Source organism: Vibrio natriegens NBRC 15636 = ATCC 14048 = DSM 759, assembly GCF_035621455.1.
In the GTDB taxonomy this organism is placed as follows: domain Bacteria; phylum Pseudomonadota; class Gammaproteobacteria; order Enterobacterales; family Vibrionaceae; genus Vibrio; species Vibrio natriegens.
On the sequence record NZ_CP141822.1, the window covers coordinates 107420 to 125816 of the forward strand.

An 18397-nucleotide genomic window follows, 5' to 3' on the forward strand; every position below is an offset into this window, starting at 1 on the left:
AATATTATTAGTAACTTAACTTGGTTATTTTCTTTGTTTTGTAATCTTGTATAACCAGTGGATAAATAATATAAACAGAGTTATCCACAGGAGGGGTTGAGTTTTAGTGTATCAGCTCGAAATATTTACGCGATCTGGATCGAGCGAACAAGATAGATTCGGATCAGTAGTCATGGCATCCTAAGCAGATCTATTAAGTACTGACTTGGATACAGACAATTATGGCAAGTATTCCTGAAAATCCGCTGATTCTTATCGACGGTTCTTCTTATCTATATCGCGCTTTTCACGCCTACCCAGGCACAATGAGTAATGGTGAAATACCAACTAATGCCGTCTACGGTGTCGTAAACATGCTACGCAGTATGATGCGTCAGTTTGCGTCTGATCGTATTGCAGTGGTTTTTGACGCGAAGGGTAAAACCTTCCGTGACGATATGTATCCAGAATACAAAGCGAATCGTCCGCCAATGCCGGATGATCTTCGTTGCCAAATCGAGCCGTTACATAATGTGATTCGCGCGATGGGCTTGCCATTAATTTGTGTTCCTGGCGTAGAAGCGGATGACGTCATTGGTACTTTGGCTTATCAGGCATCACAAAAAGGCATGCCAGTATTGATCAGTACTGGTGATAAAGACATGGCGCAGTTGGTGGATGACAATATCACCCTGATCAACACCATGACCAATGTTGTGATGGATCGTGAAGGTGTGATTGAAAAGTTCGGTATTCCACCGGAGTTGATCATCGATTACCTGGCGTTAATGGGCGATAAAGTCGACAACATTCCGGGTGTACCGGGCGTGGGTGATAAAACTGCAACTGCGTTGTTGCAAGGTATCGGCGGCCTGACGAAGCTTTACGAAAACTTAGATGATATTGCTCCACTGGGTTTCCGTGGTTCAAAAACCATGGCGAAGAAGCTCGTCGACAACAAAGAAAATGCAATGTTGTCGTACGAACTCGCCACTATTAAGCTCGATGTTGAACTGGAAGAAACGCCGGAATCACTGCTCAAAGCAGAACCAAGCAAAGACGAGCTGATCAAGTTATATGGTCAACTGACGTTTAAGTCTTGGCTCAATGAGCTGTTAGAAGGCGGCTCAGGCGCTGTAGAAGCGGTCGAAATGGCTGGGTCTGCACGTGCATCATCAGCTTCTTCTCATGCTGAGATGGAAACGTCAGCAGTGACGATTGATCGCAGTCAGTACGAAACCATTTTAGACGAAGCGTCTTTTAATGCTTGGTTAGAAAAACTAAAAGCCTCTGAATTGTTTGCTTTCGATACGGAAACGGACAGCCTCGACTACATGGTAGCGAATCTGGTTGGTCTCTCGTTTGCGGTAGACGAAGGCATCGCAGCTTATGTCCCTGTTGCTCATGACTACCTTGATGCACCGCAGCAGCTAGACCGCGACTGGGTGTTAGAGCAGTTAAAACCTATCTTAGAAGATGAGTCGCAAGCGAAAGTCGGCCAGAACCTGAAATATGATGCATCTGTTTTAGCTCGCTACGGCATTGAGATGAAAGGTATTAAGCACGATACCATGCTGGCTTCTTACGTATACAACAGCGTAGGCGGCAAACATGATATGGACAGCTTAGCGCTACGTTTCCTTCAGCATAGCTGCATCTCCTTTGAGCAAGTTGCAGGTAAAGGTAAAAAGCAGCTTACTTTTAATCAAATTGAACTCGATCAAGCGTCCCCATACGCAGCAGAAGATGCAGATGTCACTCTTCGTCTGCACAATCGTCTGTTTGCCAATATTGAACAAGACGAAAAGCTGAAATCGGTGTACGAAGATATCGAAATGCCGCTTGTTCCTGTGCTTTCTCGTATCGAGCGCACTGGGGTATTGATTGATGACATGAAGCTGAGCGCTCAGTCGGTAGAAATCGCCGCTCGCCTTGAAGAGCTTGAGAAAAAAGCTTACGAAATTGCAGAGCAAGAGTTCAACATGAACTCACCAAAGCAGTTACAAGCTATCCTGTTTGAGAAAATGGGTTTACCGGTAGTGAAAAAGACACCATCTGGCACGCCTTCGACCAACGAAGAAGTCCTGCAAGAATTGGCTCTAGACTACCCATTACCAAAACTGATTCTTGAATACCGTGGTCTGGCAAAGCTTAAATCGACTTACACCGATAAGCTGCCGAAGATGATTAATCCAACCACAGGACGCGTACATACCTCTTACCATCAAGCGGTAACGGCGACTGGTCGTTTGTCATCAACCGATCCAAACCTGCAAAATATTCCAATTCGTAATGAAGAAGGACGCCGTATTCGCCAGGCATTTGTTGCACCGACGGGTTACAAAATCCTGGCGGTCGACTATTCACAAATCGAACTGCGCATTATGGCTCACCTTTCTGGCGACCAGGCTCTGCTTGATGCATTCCGCGATGGTAAAGACATTCACGCAGCCACTGCCGCTGAAATCATGGGCGTGGGCATTGATCAAGTCTCTAGTGAACAGCGTCGCCGAGCGAAAGCGGTTAACTTCGGTCTTATCTATGGTATGAGTGCGTTCGGCTTAGCGAAACAGTTAGGCATCCCACGTGGAGAAGCACAAACCTACATGGATAAGTACTTCGAGCGTTACCCAGGTGTGATGCAGTATATGGAAGACACGCGCAGTGCTGCAGCCGATCAAGGTTATGTTGAAACCATCTTTGGTCGTCGTTTACACCTACCAGAGATTAAATCTCGTAACGGGATGCGTCGTAAAGCAGCAGAACGTGCGGCGATCAATGCGCCAATGCAAGGTACAGCGGCAGACATCATCAAGAAAGCGATGTTACTTGTTGACCAATGGATTCAGGCTGAAGGTGACGGTCGAGTGAAACTTTTGATGCAAGTACACGATGAACTGGTATTTGAGGTTGAAGAGTCATCATTGTCCGAAATTGAAAGTAAAGTACAGAAATTGATGGAATCTGCAGCAGAGCTGAAAGTGCCTCTGGTTGCTGAAGCTGGTCATGGTGACAACTGGGATCAGGCTCACTAGTCATTTTTAAATCGATTTGTCTAATTTATTATGAGCCAGCGCACAAACGCTGGCTTTTTTTTGCGATTAAAAAAGACATGGCAGTCTTAGATTTGCTGTCATTTAATAAAACTTTAATGAAAAAAAACTACAAAAATTCTTTGCAATTCTGACCAATTGTTGTACATTAATACTCGTAGGGTACAGAGGTAAGATGTTCTATCTTTCAGACCTTTTGTTTCACGTTATTGGATTAGGCTGATTCAGCCGCCCCAGTCAGTTTTTGACTGGGGCGTTTTTTATTGGGTCAAAGAAAAATATGTTAAAGAACAATCACATATAGTTTTTTGGCTTTTCATCAACCTCCCCCTTTCTTTAACTCCTTACAAAACCTCACTTTTTTCTGCATTTAGCCGTTCTCTACGTCCTGTAAATTTACGCCAGTCACATTCTGATTTTTTCTCCACAGAAACTAAGTCGTTAATAATCACAGTTGTATTTATTTTAAGGTTTTGAATTTTATCATTTTTATTGTGATTGAATATGGCGGGGAGACTATAGTGGGGAAATTTGAAGGCTTTTTATGCTATTGAAATCATTTGATAGTTCAGTAATGCTTTACAGCATAATAACAACTACCAAGTTTTCTCTCCCGTTATCCCTGCCAGGAAGGTGGGGATTTTTATTTCTGTCATTTCCTTTCTTATTCGTTAGATAAACAAAAGCCCCACCAACGGGTTGGCAGGGCTATCGCAAAAATTTAACAAGAATTGTTAATTATTCTTCATTGCTCTCTGGCGTTTCTAATTCGTCTTCTTCAATCAGATGTGCCAGTGCAGGCGCAAACCAGGTGTCCAGTTTGGCACGCAGCTGATCAACACCTAAACCTTTCAGAGACGAAAATACGTCCACGTCTACATCACCACCGAAAGTTTCAACTTGCTTACGAATTTTCAGTAGTGTCTGTTTACGGGCACCGCTTTTCAGTTTGTCTGCTTTGGTCAGCAGCACTTGCACTGGAATACGGCTGTCGATAGCCCAAAAAATCATTTGCTGGTCGAGATCTTTCATTGGGTGACGGATGTCCATCAAAACCACTAAGCCTTTTAGACACTCGCGTTTCTGAAGGTATTCGCCCAAAGATTTCTGCCATTTGTTCTTCATCTCAACTGGGACTTGAGCAAAGCCGTATCCCGGTAGATCGACGATATGACAACCTTCTTCTACCTTGAAAAGGTTAATCAACTGGGTACGACCCGGTGTCTTTGATGTCTTGGCTAAGCTTTTTTGGTTAGTCAGACGGTTAAGTGCACTCGATTTACCAGCGTTTGAGCGTCCTGCAAACGCAATCTCGACACCTTCGTCCTCCGGCAAGTGGCGAATATCGGGTGCGCTGGTGATGAAATGCGTATTTTGGTAATGAATTTTTACGCTCACTGTTAACTCCATCTCGACTTTGTGTAGTCGATTGATTACTTTTTTGTGAAATTGTGTAAAATAACCGTGCTCGGCATGAGGTCGCCTATTGTACCATGAGTGTACACGGTATGTTCACATTCCGTGGTACTGGAAGCTTGATAATTATAATGGAATGTCATGAAGAAATTAGCGCTAATTTTGAGTGTTTTAGCCAGCTGCTCAGTATGGGCCCAAGGTAGTATTGAGGCTGGTAAAGCAAAATCACAAACCTGTGTCGCCTGTCATGGTGCAGATGGCAACAGTGCAATCGCAATGTACCCTAAACTCGCTGGTCAACACGCTAAGTATCTTGAAAAACAGTTGCAAGATCTTAAGTTAGGTATGACAAGCGGTGGTAAGCAAGGTCGTTACGATCCAGTCATGAGTGGTATGGCAATGCCGCTAAGTGATGAAGACATCGCAGATCTATCCGCATACTTTGCGTCTCTGCCAACGTCAGAGAACTCAACACCTGAAAACGTTGTTGAGAAAGGCAAAGTGCTCTACACCGCTGGTGATGCTGAGCGTGGTCTAACGGCATGTATTGCATGTCACGGTGCTCGTGGTAACGGTACTGAGCTTTCAGGTTTCCCTAAAATTTCTGGTCAGCATGCTGACTACATCAAAGCTCAGCTTACTAAATTCCGTGATGGTAGCCGTGGTAACGATATGAATGCCATGATGCGTGATATCGCGAAGAAGATGACAGATGAAGATATTGAAGTTCTGTCGCAATATGTTGGCGGTCTGCACTGATAACTGATAACCCTACATAGTTCGAGCAATGTTATTCAAAAATGCCCCGGCGAATTCGTCGGGGCATTTTTGTTGGTGACTTAGCTCACACCAGAGGTAAGTGGCTAAATAGATATCTAGCTCGGTAGCTTGTAAGACATTTGCCATACTTGTTGTTGCCTTTTTCTCTTCGGTTAACCTTAACATTATGATTAGTAATATCTTTTGTCTGTAACAGGAAAAATGCTGTAGTTTTTTTCTGTGCTCGCCTTGTCGCAAGGTTTGATCGGCGTAAAGTAGAAGCTGTTCACAGGGGGGTGAACAAAGGGAAATTTAGACCAAGGTTTCGGTCTCAGGGATTCAAGCTAGGGATGCTTGGTTGCTGCAAAAGGACTTGGGTAGGCAGGGAGCCTGCCGGATAAGGATGGTCATCTCGTCTGACGGTTAAGACAGTGAAAAGGATCAGGCACAGGAAGTAGCCCAGAAGACAGGAAGTTAATGGATAGCCAAAATTCATCAGGAAGATGGAAAACAACACTTTTTGGCAAGGAAAGCTCGAAAAACAAAAGGATTATTGGTGCACTCAATGCGTGCAACACAGTTTCGCCACATAAGATGGCATTAGGAAGCGGCAGTTTAACTGCCGCTTTTTTTATTTCTTTCACAATAAATTCGACGTCGAAATTCTCTCAGGAGATGATGTCGCATCAGAATCAGAGTTTTTTAGTAAAAACTGCTGAAAAAATGCTCAGTAACACTCCAATCTGAGTTCAGTTTCTGGTATGTTTCGCATCCCTGTTTGAGGAAGTCAGCATGCATACCTGTCCTTTATGCCACAATCAGCACACTCACCATTATTTTGAAGATAAGCGTCGCGAGTATCTTCAATGTGAACAGTGCCGTTTGGTGTTTGTAAATCCAGACCAACGTTTGGATGCAGATACCGAAAAAGCTCACTATGATTTGCATGAGAACAATCCCGAAGATATGGGATACAGACGCTTTTTGTCGCGAATAGCTGATCCAATGACAGAGCGAATTTCTCCACAATCGAACGGAATCGACTTTGGTTGTGGTCCGGGCCCGACACTTTCTCTGATGTTAGAAGAAACGGGCCACAGCATGGCGTTATATGACCTTTATTACCACCCTGATACATCGGTGCTAGAAAAGCAGTATGACTTCATGACAGCAACAGAGGTGATTGAACACCTCTACCACCCAGATATGGTGTGGAAGCAATGGTTGAATTTAGTTAAGCCAGGGGGCTGGATTGGCCTGATGACAAAAATGGTCATCGACGCAGAGGCTTTCAAATCGTGGCATTATAAGAACGACCCAACGCATGTGGTGTTTTTTAGCCGTGAGACGTTCCAGTTCCTAGCTGAGCGGGATAAGCTCGAACTTGAATTTATTGGTAATGATGTAATTTTACTGAGGAAGACCCAGTAATGAGCCGTAGTAAAAAATCTAGAAAGCCGGGTGCCGCAGGCGCACCTGATATTATTGTCACTCGTAACCGTACTGAATCAGACGTGGAAGGCCGTTTACGTAAGCGTGCGAAAAAGCGCAAAGGTTTGAAAACGGGTAACCGTAATTCAGACGCGAATGAGCAGAAGCAACGCGCCGCTGCACAAAATCGTGACCCACGTTTAGGCAGCAAGAAGAAGATCCCTCTGATTGTTGAGCCAGCGAAGAAGATGACCAAGCAAGAACGTCGTCTGTCTGCGGTACAAGAGCTGGAGATGCTGGAAAACGATGCACAATTGAATGTGTTGTTGGATCGTATCGAAGCAGGTGAGAATCTGGGTACTGGTCTACAAAAATACGTAGACGAGAAGCTGGATCGCATCGAGAAGTTGATGGACCAACTTGGTCTGTTAGAACCTGAAGAAGAGGAGGACTTTACTGCTCCTGCTGCGAAAGGTTCTCGTAATGACGATGATCTTCTTGCGGATTTTGATGATATCAACTTTGACGACTACAAAGGATAATTAAGCGATGAACGTAACCTTATTAGCAATTGCAGGGGCGGTGATCATTATCGCTCTGGCTTCTTATGCAGGTTACCTTCTGCTTCAATTGAAAAAGCAAAAGGAATTGCAGCTGAAGCATCAAAAACTGGCGATTGATAAACGTAACGCCAACATTTTTGAGAACGTGCATACCTTGTGTCAGGCAGGCATTCAAGGCCAGTGCGATTTGTCGGAAATCAGTATTCGTGTCTACTGCATCATGGATTATGTTCAGGGTGAAGACCGCATTGATTTCGACAAAACGTATCCTGCAATTTCTGAGCTTTACCATATTGTGAAAGATATGGCGCGCGGTGAAGATCGCCAGCAACTAGCCAAAAAAGAGCGTATGCAGCAGAATCTGACTCGTCAGAAAGCGGAAAGTCGCTTAACCGAGTCGATCGTTAAAGAGCTCGAATTGTTGAAGAAAAACGTCCAGCCACTGAATAATCAAATTAATATTCAGATGATCTAGTCACCAGAACGTTACTTGATTGCTTGAGTCAGTAATTTCACCCCAGTTATGCTCTTGTGGCAGCTGGGGTTATCGTGATCACGCTAGCACTTCTTTGGTTTTATAATTAAAAAGCCAAAAGGTATTACCGCGGTTATCTTTGTCGTGTGGCAAAATAAGCAGCTCTGAATATTGGGTGACGGCTTTCGTTGCCCTAACATTTAACGGAAAGTACCACCATGTCGAATCAACACACTGAATCGAAACAACAAATCGTTTGGGATCAAGCAGTATTGGATAAGTACAACTATTCCGGTCCTCGCTATACGTCGTACCCGACAGCATTGGAGTTTCACGAAGCATTTACTATCTCTGATTATGATATGGCATGTGCTCAGTACCCTGATCGGCCGTTATCGTTATACATCCATATTCCGTTCTGTCACAAGCTTTGTTACTACTGTGGTTGTAATAAGGTGATTACTCGTCACTCGCATAAAGCCGATGAGTACCTCGATGTTCTAGAGCACGAAATTCGTCAACGCGCGTCTTTGCTGGTGGGCAGAACCGTAACGCAACTGCATTTTGGTGGTGGTACACCAACGTTCCTATCTGAAAAACAGATCACACGTGTGATGAACCTGCTTCGCCAGGAATTTTTCTTCAGTGATGATGCCGAAATCAGCATTGAAGTTGACCCGCGAGAAATTGAACTCACTATGCTGGATCACCTGCGCAGCGAAGGTTTTAACCGCTTAAGTATCGGCGTTCAGGACTTTAACAAAGAAGTGCAGAAACTGGTTAACCGTGAGCAGGATGAAACGTTCATTTTTGATATGGTGGCACGAGCGAAAGACTTGGGCTTCCGCTCGACAAACCTGGATTTAATCTACGGCTTACCGAAGCAGACCAAAGAGTCTTTTGCTAAGACACTGGAGCAAGTGCTTGAAATGTCGCCGGGTCGTCTGTCGGTATTTAACTACGCCCACATGCCGCAGCTGTTTGCCGCTCAGCGTAAGATTAAAGATGAAGACCTGCCTCAAGCCGAAGAAAAGATGGCGATTTTGCAAGATACCATCGCAACGTTAACCGATGCCGGTTACCAGTTTATCGGTATGGATCACTTTGCTAAGCCCGATGATGAACTTGCGGTTGCTCAGCGAGAAGGTGTGTTGCATCGCAACTTCCAGGGTTATACCACACAAGGTGAGTGTGACTTAGTCGGCTTTGGTGTTTCGGCTATCTCGATGATTGGTGACGCTTATGCGCAGAACCAAAAAGAGTTGAAGAAATACTACGCTCAGGTGAATGACCTGCGTCATGCGCTTTGGAAAGGCGTCTCGCTGGATGCGGATGACTTACTACGCCGCGAAGTGATTAAGCAACTGATCTGTAACTTTAAACTGGATAAAAAAGCCATTGAGTCGGAGTTTAAGGTTAAGTTTAATCAGTACTTCAAAGAAGACTTGGAGCTGTTACAAACCTTCATTAATGATGAGCTGGTCGAAGTGGATGACAACGAAATTCGTGTCACTTTACGCGGTCGCCTGCTTATCCGTAACATCTGTATGAGTTTCGATAAGTACCTCCGTGCGAAGGCTCGTCAGCAGCAGTTCTCTCGAGTGATTTAGAATTAGAGAGATTCCGAATACAAAAAATGCCAGCAGATGCTGGCATTTTTTATGATTTTTCGCGGAATTAAACGCGATGTTTAACTTTTTCTTTCAGCTCTGTTTTTTCAGAGTCTGACAAGAATGCCAACTCCAGGCCATTGATTTGCGCTTGGCGAATCTGTTCTTGGCTTAAACCTGCAGCTGGTGCTGCAACTTCGTATTCGTAAGGCAGTTCAATACCTTCAACCGCTGGGTCGTCGGTGTTTAGACACGCAAGAACACCATGTTCAAGGAACTGTTTTAGCGGGTGATTCGCAAGAGAAGCAACGGTGCTGGTCTGAATGTTCGATGTCAGGCAAGATTCAATACCAATGCGGTTTTCTGCTAGGTAATCCATCAATTTTGGATCTTCAATCGCTTTCACACCGTGACCGATACGCGTTGCACCTAACGTGTTGATTGCTTGCCACATACTTTCTGCACCAGCAGCCTCGCCAGCGTGAACAGTCACGTGAAGACCCGCGTCTCGCACTTGTTTAAAGTGAGAAACAAAACGATCACCCGGTTGACCTAGTTCGTCACCTGCAAGGTCAACTGCCACAATGTGGTCTTTCTGACTAAGGATACCGTCTAATTCCTGTTGGCAAGCATCGATACCGAATGTACGGCTCATGATGCCAATCAGATTAGCTTTTACACCGAAATCACGCATACCAGCCTGAACACCATCGACGACTGCTTCAACGACACCGGCTACTGGCAGGTTGTGCTTCATTGCCATGTAGTAAGGCGAGAAACGTAATTCCGCGTAATCAATTTGAGCGTCAAGCGCATCTTCCACGTTTTCGTACGCAACACGACGACACGCGTCTAGATCACCCAGTACCGCTACGCCCCAATCAAGCTTTGAGAGGAAAGCAACGAGAGAAGGCTCTGCTTCAACAATCTGAACGTGTGGCGTGAGAGATTCAACGTCGTACGCAGGCAGTGTCATCCCAAATTTTTGGCCAAGATCTAGGATGGTCTGGGTACGGATGTTGCCGTCAAGGTGGCGGTGCAAATCAGTAAGAGGAAGGTTCTTAGTTATCATTGTGTTGATCCGGATAGTTATGAACTGGAACAAGGCCCAAACATCATCTGTGACAATACATTGGGAAGATTTGCAATTAAGTATAATTAACAGTTTGGTTGATTGTCAGTAGAGCGTGACCAGGAAATCAACGATTCTCGCTCTTTTCTACTCCATGTTAACTAAATGTGTTGGCCATTCTTCCAGTGGCATAGGGCGGCTGTAATAAAATCCCTGCACCTGATGGCATCCTATTGAACGAAGCAGTTGGGCTTGAGAGGCGTTTTCTACCCCTTCAGCGACGACGCTGGTTTTAAGTCCAGCCGTTATATTAAGCACGGCTGCAACCACAGATCGCTCTAGATTCTCTTGGCTCAATTGGTTGACGAACGTGCGATCGATTTTCAGACATGTAAAGGGCAGGGTATGCAGATAGCCCAGAGACGAATAGCCTGTACCGAAATCGTCTATCGCGATGCCTATGCCCATATCGCGGAGTTTTTTCATGTTGTCTAGCGTTGTCGGCCCGCTATCGATGATGCGCGATTCAGTGATCTCCAGAGTCAGGTTACTGGCTGGGAGTTTAGTTATTGTTAGCACACGCGTGACGCTATCGACAAAGTCCGGACAGGAAATTTGGTTAACCGAGATATTTACATGCAGTTGGAAGTCTGATGGCCACTGCTTATTTTCTATGGCGTTGTAGGTATCGCGACAGGCTTGTAACAGAATCTGTTGACCAATCGCTTTGATCATCCCGCTCTCTTCTGCGATGGGAATAAAATCCAACGGTGAAACCATGCCTGACTCACTCTGCCAGCGCGCCAGAGCTTCGGCACCACAGGTATTGCCAGTTGCCAAGTCGATAATCGGCTGATAATGCGGAATGAACTCTCGGTTTTCCACTCCGGTTTGAATCTTAGTTAGCATCTGAGTACGGAATTTAGAAGCACTGGCGAGTTCAGGGCTGTAATGGCAAACATTTGTGAGAGAATCTTGTTTGGCGTAACTCAGTGCAATGCTGGCATTACGCAACCATAAAGACATATCTTCGCCTTGCTTACTTTGCACAATACCAAGCGAGATTTTCATGATGACGGCTTCTTCTTGCGTGATGAACGGAGTCGCAAAGAGTTGCTGTAAACGACGCTCTATGAGCCGAACGTCATTGCTGTTGTGTACATTGGATACAAAAATGGCGAACTCGTCTCCACCGATCCTGGCCAGCAAAGTATCATCTTGAAATTGTTGTTTCAGCCTTTCCGCTATGTCTATCAGTAGTTGATCGCCATTATGGTGGCCGACACTGTCATTTATGTCCCTAAATCGGTTGATGCCGAGCAAAAATAGCGTTCCTTGGCACTGGCAGCGTTGCTGAGTACACATTTCTACTAACCCTTGGCGGCTGTATAAACGTGTAAGTGAGTCATAAACCAACTGCTCTCGTAAAGCGGTAAATGATGCTTTTAAATTTGCGGTCATTTCATTAAATGCCTGAACAAGTACCGTGGTCTCATACACATAGCCCGGCTTGGGGAGGCTGCTGTTCCAATCGCCCTTAGCCAACTGGAGTGCTGCAGCTGCAGTGGTATTAATTGGCTTTGTGATGCGATTGAAAATGACCCAGCAGATCGCAATGCCGATTAAGCTGACAATGATGCCCACAAGCCAGCTTTTTTCCTGACTGTTTGGCAGCACACCGAGCAATTCTGCCTCAGATATAGAGGTACCGATAAACCATTTAATCCCGTTGGGGTCTTCATAGGGTGTGAGTCGGCTGAAGATACGTTGTCCGTTGTGGTCAAAGACAAAGGTAAAAGTTTGCGTGGTGTGGAAAAGATCGAATGAGCGGACACGAGTGGCGCTGGATTGAATGATTGGGTTGGTGCTCTCAGAGGCCAATAAGCGCTGTCCTTTATCGGAGAAGCGAGTGCCCCACGATATGACACTGCCGGATTCGGAGTGCGCGACCAAGCGATGCTCCTGATCCATGATAAAGACAGAGGCTTTTGTCTTTTGTGCTATTTCGCGTAGAAACTTGTTAAAAGTATTCAGCCGGACATCGGCGACCAATACTCCCGCTAACTCTTGTTTAAGATACACCGGTGCCATCGCTGACAAAGTAATCTCTTGGCGTTCATCGGAGTTACTGTAAATTTCTGACCACATTGGTCTTTGGTTTGTGGCTACCGGTTGGTACCAAGGGCGGTTGCGCGGGTCATAAGAAGTAATGACTGAACGAATATCGTCACTGACCAGACTGGTTTCGTAGATTACCAGATCACCACCGGTTTGTTGGCTTTGAAGCATTAAAGTGTAGTTGCCAGAAGGCTCCAGACGAAAACCGGTAAAGTCGCCACTTTCAGAGCCAAAGGCTATCACATCCAGCTGTGGGATAGATTCAGAAAGGGTCTCGAACGTGCTCAGTAAGTAGGTTTGGATCTCATGGGAATCGATAGGGTGGAAGAGGTTGTGATGATTCACACTATGGGCGAGTGTTGTCACGGCAGCCAGAGGCTCATTTAGAAAGCAGTTAAGATGCTCGTGGACACTCTCGGTCAAAACCGACAGTTGCTTATCACTGATATCGGTCACCACCGTTTCGTAGTTCTGCTTTTGGACGTAGACCATTACACTGATAGCCAATAAGAAAATCATCACAAATGGGATGAGTACAGCGGTACGTAGTGTAATTTGAGTCGTAGCAGTAGACATTGTCTAATCACAAAAGGGTGGTGCGCCATATTGTACTGATACGTTTATTAATACTAGATGACAGCTATGCTGTATTATTAATCAAAGTGTCAGTACAACTCCTTTAATTTTCTGGTGAGCGTATTACGTCCCCAGCCTAGTACTTTAGCGGCATCTTGCTTGTGACCTTTAGTGTGTTCTAACGCGGCTTCCAATAAAATGCGTTCAAATTCTGGTAATGCGTAAGAAAGCAGTTCTTTATCGCCTGCTGCTAATGATTGACGTGCCCAGTCCGCCAATTGTTCTTGCCAGCTGCCTTGCGTAGAGTCTGAGATAGTTTTCTTTTCTTGCAGCAGTTCTGAAGGCAGGTCGTTGGGTAATACTTCACTACCGCTAGCCATAACGGTCAACCAACGACAAATGTTCTCCAACTGACGCACGTTGCCCGGCCAGTCCAATCGGTTGAGAATTTCTACGGTAGAAGGATGCAGTGTTTTAGTTTCTACGCCAAGCTCGTCCGCAGCGCGCAGCAGGAAGTGCTGAGTTAGTTTCTCTATGTCTTGCTTACGTTCACGAAGTGCTGGAATTTGTACCCGAATAACGTTCAAGCGGTGGAACAAGTCCTCACGGAAGTCACCCTCATGTACCAGTCTCTCCAGGTTTTGGTGAGTTGCGGCAACGATACGGACATCGACACTGATTGGCGAATGGCCACCGACACGATAGAACTGACCATCAGCGAGAACGCGTAGCAAGCGAGTCTGGATATCCAGCGGCATATCACCGATTTCATCCAAAAATAACGTACCGCCATTCGCTTGTTCGAATCGGCCTTGGCGAACATTGTTCGCGCCGGTAAACGCGCCCTTTTCATGGCCAAACAATTCGGATTCGATCAGGTCTTTCGGGATTGCTGCCATGTTAAGTGCAATGAAAGGTTTGCTGGCTCGAGGGCTATGTCGATGCAGCGCGTGAGCCACAAGCTCCTTACCGGTACCAGACTCACCATTGATCAATACTGAAATTGAAGAGCGGGAAAGGCGGCCAATCGCGCGAAACACTTCCTGCATCGCCGGTGCTTCACCGATGATTTCTGGTGTTTCGGCAGGGATGTCTTCTGGTGATATCTGCACTCGTTTATTTTCATGACTGTGAGCGATAGCGCGCTCGACTAAAGTCAGGGTTTCATCGATATCAAACGGTTTTGGCAGGTATTCAAATGCGCCTTTTTGATACGCATTAACTGCCGCGTCCAGATCGGAGTGAGCGGTCATAATGATGACGGGCAAGTCCGGGTAGTCGCGCTGAACTTGTTTGAGAAGCTCAAGGCCATCGATGCCCGGCATACGTATATCTGAAACCAGAACGTCAGGAACTTCGCGTTCTAGTGCCATTAATACGCTTTCCCCATCAGCGTAGGTTTCGCACTTAATATTGGCTGAAGAAAGGGTTTTTTCCATCACCCAGCGAATTGAACTGTCGTCATCAACGACCCAAACATATCCTTTACTCATCTACTAGTCCTTGCAGCAAAACCGTAAAACTGACCCAAAGCTAAACTTGGTCAGATCGGCAAATAAATTGTGAAATTGGTGTGGCCAGGCCAGCTCTCAACATCGATTTTTCCGTTGTGCTGGTCGATCAAATTCTGTGAAATAGACAGTCCGAGTCCGGTACCGCCCTCTCGGCCACTGACCATTGGGTAAAACAGCGTATCTTGTAATTCAGGTTGAATGCCCGGTCCGTTATCGGTGATCTCAATCCGCGCGGCTAATTTACAGCGCTTACCATGAATATTTGCTTGGTGCACTGTTCTGGTGCGAATGGTGATCTTGCCGTGCTCTTGAGACGCCAGAATTTGTGCTGCGTTGCTGACGATGTTCAGCATTGCTTGCTCTATTTGGTCTGCATCCATCAAAATCTCAGGCAGGCTTGGGTCATAATCTCGCTCGATAGTGATAGAGTTTTGCGACTCCAGTTCGACCAATTGGCGGACTTTTTCCAGAACCTGATGGAGATTTTCTTGTGTCTTTTTACCTGGCTTTTGAGGGCCAAGCAGGCGATCGACTAAGGCCCTCAATCGATCGGCTTGTTCGATAATAATATGGGTGTATTCCGTTAAGGATGGATCTGGCAACATTTTTTCCAGTAGCTGTGCTGCCCCCCGCAACCCACCTAACGGATTTTTAATTTCATGCGCCAGACCACGCACAAGAAGCTTGGCTGCTTGTTGTTGCGCGTGTTGGTTGAGCTCCTGAGTGAGTCGTCGTTGCTGGTCGATCTTTCGCATTTCGACCAAAAGCATAAGCTGCTTTTCCCAGGTTATCGGGCTCACCGTCACTTCCAGCATCAAAGGCTTTCCGTCGACAATGAACGTGACATCGCTGTCGGTGATACTTTGGCCACTCTGCAGAGGCTGAGTGAGCAGCGCCAAATCCATCGAGGCATGTTGGATAAGCTGAGACAACGACTGCTCGATGATGCGTTTAGCACTTTGTGAAAACAACAGCTCCGCTGCTGGGTTGGCATAACGGATCGCCAACCCATCATCGAGAATCAGCGTTGCTGTAACCATATTGTTGAGAATGGCACTTGGAAGATTGGTATCCACATTATGTCCTTGTTTGCGTTAAGATCGTGCGACGCACAATAATGGTGCAATAGAACATTGAGTATGGCCAATAAAACTAAGAAGAAAAAGTGAAAAGCTTCATTGTGATGCTAAATTTTCACCAAAAATTCTACTTTGCCCCGTTTACGGTCGGCTTGATACTTGCTCTGTGTAAATGCACCGTTATAGGGCTAGATGATGCAATAAGCTTGCCGCTTCGCTTCGCATGAACTGAAAGAGTGTGAGTCCCTCGGTCAATATCACTTAACTGCCAATTTAGGTGCGTTTGGGGTGCCCCATAAGGGTTACCATCGAGCAGAAGTTGTAGCTGTTCACCAATGCCGAGCTTACGGTTTGCTTCAAGCTGAATATCAATAAGTCCACGATTGCTGCGTAATGTTGCATCATGTGTCGGGCTGAGCATGGTGAGCTGTAAAGGTTGGGGTTTTTCAGGTTGAGCCTGAGGCGCGTCCTGTGATTCGTCTGGCGTTTTATTCACTTGTGGTGCAAGCGATTCGGTACTTTCGACTTCAGGAGCTGGAGGTGAGGCTTCCAAGTTAGGCAGAGCGATGGCCTTTGCACCCTGACGAGGCGTGTCACTGAAGTGAATCACACCATCTTTATCAACCCAGGTATAAGCAACTTGTGCAATTACGGGGGTATTCCATGCACCGCTGAAAGCGCATAAGAGTGTAATAAGCTGAACTTTCATGGCTCACCTTCTTTTGACTGATATTTTCACGTTTAGGTTACGGAGCCCCTTGTTTCACATAATAAGAGTCTCTGCGTATTGTAATTATTTCCTCATGTTAAACGGCGATTCTTGACTGACGAATACAAAAAAGGCCCGCCTGCGAGGCGAGCCTAATATTTTGCTACTGTGTTTACATGTTACACAGTCTGAACCTGAACCTTATACAGAGTAGTAAAGTTCGAATTCAAGTGGGTGAGTCGCCATGTTGATGCGCTCAACGTCTTTTGACTTAAGTGCGATGTAAGAATCGATAAAGTCATCAGAGAATACGCCGCCAGCTGTTAGGAACTCACGATCTTCGTTTAGTGCATTAAGCGCTACTTCTAGAGACTCAGCAACTTTTGGAATCTCAGCCGCTTCTTCTGCTGGAAGATCGTAAAGGTCTTTATCCATCGCTTCGCCTGGGTGGATCTTGTTCTTGATACCGTCAAGACCAGCCATTAGTAGAGAAGCAAACGCTAGGTATGGGTTCGCTGCTGGATCTGGGAAGCGAGCTTCGATACGACGCGCTTTCGGGCTTGGTACCACTGGGATACGGATAGAAGCAGAACGGTTACGTGCAGAGTAAGCAAGCATAACTGGTGCTTCGAAGCCTGGTACAAGACGCTTGTACGAGTTAGTTGATGGGTTAGCAAATGCGTTGATTGCGCGAGCGTGCTTGATGATACCGCCGATGTAGTAAAGTGCAGTTTCAGATAGGCCGCCGTACTTGTCACCAGCGAATAGGTTTACACCGTCTTTCGCTAGAGATTGGTGAACGTGCATACCAGAACCGTTGTCACCAACTAGTGGTTTAGGCATGAATGTCGCTGTTTTGCCAAATGCGTGAGCAACGTTGTGAACAACGTACTTGTAGATTTGGATCTCGTCAGCTTTAGTTGTTAGCGTGTTGAAACGAGTCGCGATTTCGTTCTGACCAGCAGTTGCAACTTCGTGGTGGTGCGCTTCAACAACTAGACCCATTTCTTCCATGATTAGACACATTGCAGAACGGATGTCTTGAGATGAGTCAACTGGAGCTACTGGGAAGTAACCGCCTTTAACGCCAGGACGGTGACCTTTGTTACCGCCTTCGATTTCAGAACCTGTGTTCCACGCTGCTTCTACGTCGTCAATCTTGAAGAAAGAACCTGACATGTCGTTAGAGTATTTAACGTCGTCAAATAGGAAGAACTCTGGCTCTGGACCAACAAGAACTGTGTCTGCGATACCAGTTGCACGCATGTAATCTTCAGCGCGTTTTGCGATAGAGCGTGGGTCACGGTCGTAACCTTGCATAGTTGCAGGCTCTAGGATGTCACAACGAATGTTTAGCGTTGCATCTTCAGTAAATGGGTCAAGAACTGCAGAGGCAGCGTCTGGCATCATTACCATGTCTGACTCGTTGATACCTTTCCAGCCAGCAACTGATGAACCATCGAACATTTTACCTTCTTCGAAGAAGTCTGCGTCGATTTGGTGAGCAGGAATCGAAATGTGCTGCTCTTTACCTTTTGTATCTGTGAAGCGTAGGTCAACAAACTTAACTTCGTTTTCTTGGATCAGCGATAGAACGTTTTCTACTGACATCTTGGATAACCTCCAGTGTTAAATAAGCGGTAAAAGCTCGATTTAGGAACTATTCTTTAAATGTGAAATTCGGCATTGATTAATCAAACTAAACTTTCATTAACCGATGCTGTTTTTTCTAAAGCTAGAACCGTGCCAAAAAAAATATTCCATTAATTTCAATGGATTGTGTTTTCGTATACTAGTTTGGTGCAAATCATTGCACCATAATGATCCTTAACTGCACCTTGGTGGTGCAATTTATTTTTATTGCACCACGATGTGACAGCCACATCGCTTATTCAGCCCATTTTTTAAGCAATAGTCAATTTGTATTGAACGTTGAAGTAAAGAAAGTTCACTTCACGGCACCGCTTAGAAGACGAAAGCGTGCATTAAGCGTATAAATCGCAGAAATGCTCGGGAGTAGATCACATATTTCTAGGCTTTTTG

General features: G+C 45.6%; 15 protein-coding genes. 8 read left to right on the forward strand and 7 right to left on the reverse strand.

What is annotated here, in order from left to right:
* Window positions 1-221 precede the first annotated feature (221 nt).
* Both polA and VER99_RS23040 read left to right on the forward strand, forming a co-directional pair.
* Complete coding sequence (gene polA / locus VER99_RS00500; protein WP_020336286.1) at window positions 222-3014, forward strand: DNA polymerase I; 2793 nt, start codon at window positions 222-224, stop codon at window positions 3012-3014.
* A 193-nt stretch (window positions 3015-3207) separates the two neighbouring features.
* On the forward strand, window positions 3208-3255 hold the full coding sequence (locus VER99_RS23040) for a hypothetical protein (protein ID WP_438356636.1): 48 nt from the start codon (window positions 3208-3210) through the stop codon (window positions 3253-3255).
* A gap of 515 nt (window positions 3256-3770) precedes the next feature.
* On the opposite strand, the gene yihA is transcribed toward VER99_RS23040, so the two are convergent.
* Window positions 3771-4430 carry a ribosome biogenesis GTP-binding protein YihA/YsxC gene (gene yihA / locus VER99_RS00505; protein WP_014230510.1) on the reverse strand — a complete coding sequence of 220 codons (660 nt, stop codon included), beginning with the start codon at window positions 4428-4430 and terminating at the stop codon, window positions 3771-3773.
* A 159-nt stretch (window positions 4431-4589) separates the two neighbouring features.
* Here yihA and VER99_RS00510 point away from each other — a divergent pair, with 159 nt between their 5' ends.
* The 6 genes from VER99_RS00510 (at window position 4590) to hemN (ending at window position 9286) form a co-directional block, all read left to right on the forward strand.
* A complete protein-coding gene (locus VER99_RS00510) occupies window positions 4590-5207 on the forward strand; it encodes a c-type cytochrome (RefSeq protein ID WP_014230511.1) in 618 nt (205 codons plus the stop codon).
* Between the two features lie 477 nt (window positions 5208-5684).
* A complete protein-coding gene (locus VER99_RS00515) occupies window positions 5685-5954 on the forward strand; it encodes a hypothetical protein (RefSeq protein ID WP_020336288.1) in 270 nt (89 codons plus the stop codon).
* 45 nt (window positions 5955-5999) lie between these two features.
* Window positions 6000-6638, forward strand: a complete 639-nt coding sequence (locus VER99_RS00520; protein ID WP_014230512.1) for a class I SAM-dependent methyltransferase — start codon at window positions 6000-6002, stop codon at window positions 6636-6638.
* On the forward strand, window positions 6638-7180 hold the full coding sequence (yihI, locus tag VER99_RS00525) for a Der GTPase-activating protein YihI (RefSeq protein ID WP_020336289.1): 543 nt from the start codon (window positions 6638-6640) through the stop codon (window positions 7178-7180). The genes VER99_RS00520 and yihI overlap by 1 nt, the downstream gene beginning before the upstream one ends.
* A 7-nt stretch (window positions 7181-7187) precedes the next feature.
* Window positions 7188-7676: a DUF2489 domain-containing protein gene (locus VER99_RS00530; protein WP_014230514.1), complete on the forward strand. Its 489-nt coding sequence runs from the start codon at window positions 7188-7190 to the stop codon at window positions 7674-7676.
* A gap of 218 nt (window positions 7677-7894) precedes the next feature.
* Window positions 7895-9286 carry an oxygen-independent coproporphyrinogen III oxidase gene (gene hemN, locus VER99_RS00535; protein ID WP_020336290.1) on the forward strand — a complete coding sequence of 464 codons (1392 nt, stop codon included), beginning with the start codon at window positions 7895-7897 and terminating at the stop codon, window positions 9284-9286.
* A gap of 67 nt (window positions 9287-9353) precedes the next feature.
* Here the strand turns inward: hemN and add are convergent, their stop codons facing one another.
* From add to glnA, 6 genes are all read right to left on the reverse strand, one after another.
* Window positions 9354-10358 carry an adenosine deaminase gene (gene add, locus VER99_RS00540; protein ID WP_020336291.1) on the reverse strand — a complete coding sequence of 335 codons (1005 nt, stop codon included), beginning with the start codon at window positions 10356-10358 and terminating at the stop codon, window positions 9354-9356.
* Between the two features lie 147 nt (window positions 10359-10505).
* Window positions 10506-13052 (reverse strand): phosphodiesterase GepA, encoded by a 2547-nt coding sequence (gene gepA, locus VER99_RS00545; protein ID WP_020336292.1) that lies wholly within the window; start codon window positions 13050-13052, stop codon window positions 10506-10508.
* Between the two features lie 89 nt (window positions 13053-13141).
* Window positions 13142-14545 carry a nitrogen regulation protein NR(I) gene (gene glnG / locus VER99_RS00550; RefSeq protein WP_014230518.1) on the reverse strand — a complete coding sequence of 468 codons (1404 nt, stop codon included), beginning with the start codon at window positions 14543-14545 and terminating at the stop codon, window positions 13142-13144.
* Window positions 14546-14595: 50 nt separating this feature from the next.
* Window positions 14596-15642 carry a nitrogen regulation protein NR(II) gene (gene glnL / locus VER99_RS00555; protein WP_014230519.1) on the reverse strand — a complete coding sequence of 349 codons (1047 nt, stop codon included), beginning with the start codon at window positions 15640-15642 and terminating at the stop codon, window positions 14596-14598.
* 130 nt (window positions 15643-15772) lie between these two features.
* Entirely contained in the window at window positions 15773-16354 is a 582-nt protein-coding gene (locus VER99_RS00560) for a DUF4124 domain-containing protein (protein ID WP_020336293.1), read from the reverse strand.
* A 201-nt stretch (window positions 16355-16555) separates the two neighbouring features.
* Window positions 16556-17965, reverse strand: coding sequence for a glutamate--ammonia ligase (gene glnA, locus VER99_RS00565; RefSeq protein ID WP_014230521.1), 1410 nt, complete (start codon window positions 17963-17965; stop codon window positions 16556-16558).
* Between the last annotated feature and the right edge of the window lie 432 nt (window positions 17966-18397).

Coding starts and splice junctions, on each gene's coding strand:
- polA (WP_020336286.1), top strand. CDS start 222: ATGGCAAGTATTCCTGAAAATCCGCTGATTCTTATCGACGGTTCTTCT.
- VER99_RS00510 (WP_014230511.1), top strand. CDS start 4,590: ATGAAGAAATTAGCGCTAATTTTGAGTGTTTTAGCCAGCTGCTCAGTA.
- VER99_RS00515 (WP_020336288.1), top strand. CDS start 5,685: ATGGATAGCCAAAATTCATCAGGAAGATGGAAAACAACACTTTTTGGC.
- VER99_RS00520 (WP_014230512.1), top strand. CDS start 6,000: ATGCATACCTGTCCTTTATGCCACAATCAGCACACTCACCATTATTTT.
- yihI (WP_020336289.1), top strand. CDS start 6,638: ATGAGCCGTAGTAAAAAATCTAGAAAGCCGGGTGCCGCAGGCGCACCT.
- VER99_RS00530 (WP_014230514.1), top strand. CDS start 7,188: ATGAACGTAACCTTATTAGCAATTGCAGGGGCGGTGATCATTATCGCT.
- hemN (WP_020336290.1), top strand. CDS start 7,895: ATGTCGAATCAACACACTGAATCGAAACAACAAATCGTTTGGGATCAA.
- add (WP_020336291.1), bottom strand. CDS start 10,358: ATGATAACTAAGAACCTTCCTCTTACTGATTTGCACCGCCACCTTGAC.
- gepA (WP_020336292.1), bottom strand. CDS start 13,052: ATGTCTACTGCTACGACTCAAATTACACTACGTACCGCTGTACTCATC.
- glnG (WP_014230518.1), bottom strand. CDS start 14,545: ATGAGTAAAGGATATGTTTGGGTCGTTGATGACGACAGTTCAATTCGC.
- VER99_RS00560 (WP_020336293.1), bottom strand. CDS start 16,354: ATGAAAGTTCAGCTTATTACACTCTTATGCGCTTTCAGCGGTGCATGG.
- glnA (WP_014230521.1), bottom strand. CDS start 17,965: ATGTCAGTAGAAAACGTTCTATCGCTGATCCAAGAAAACGAAGTTAAG.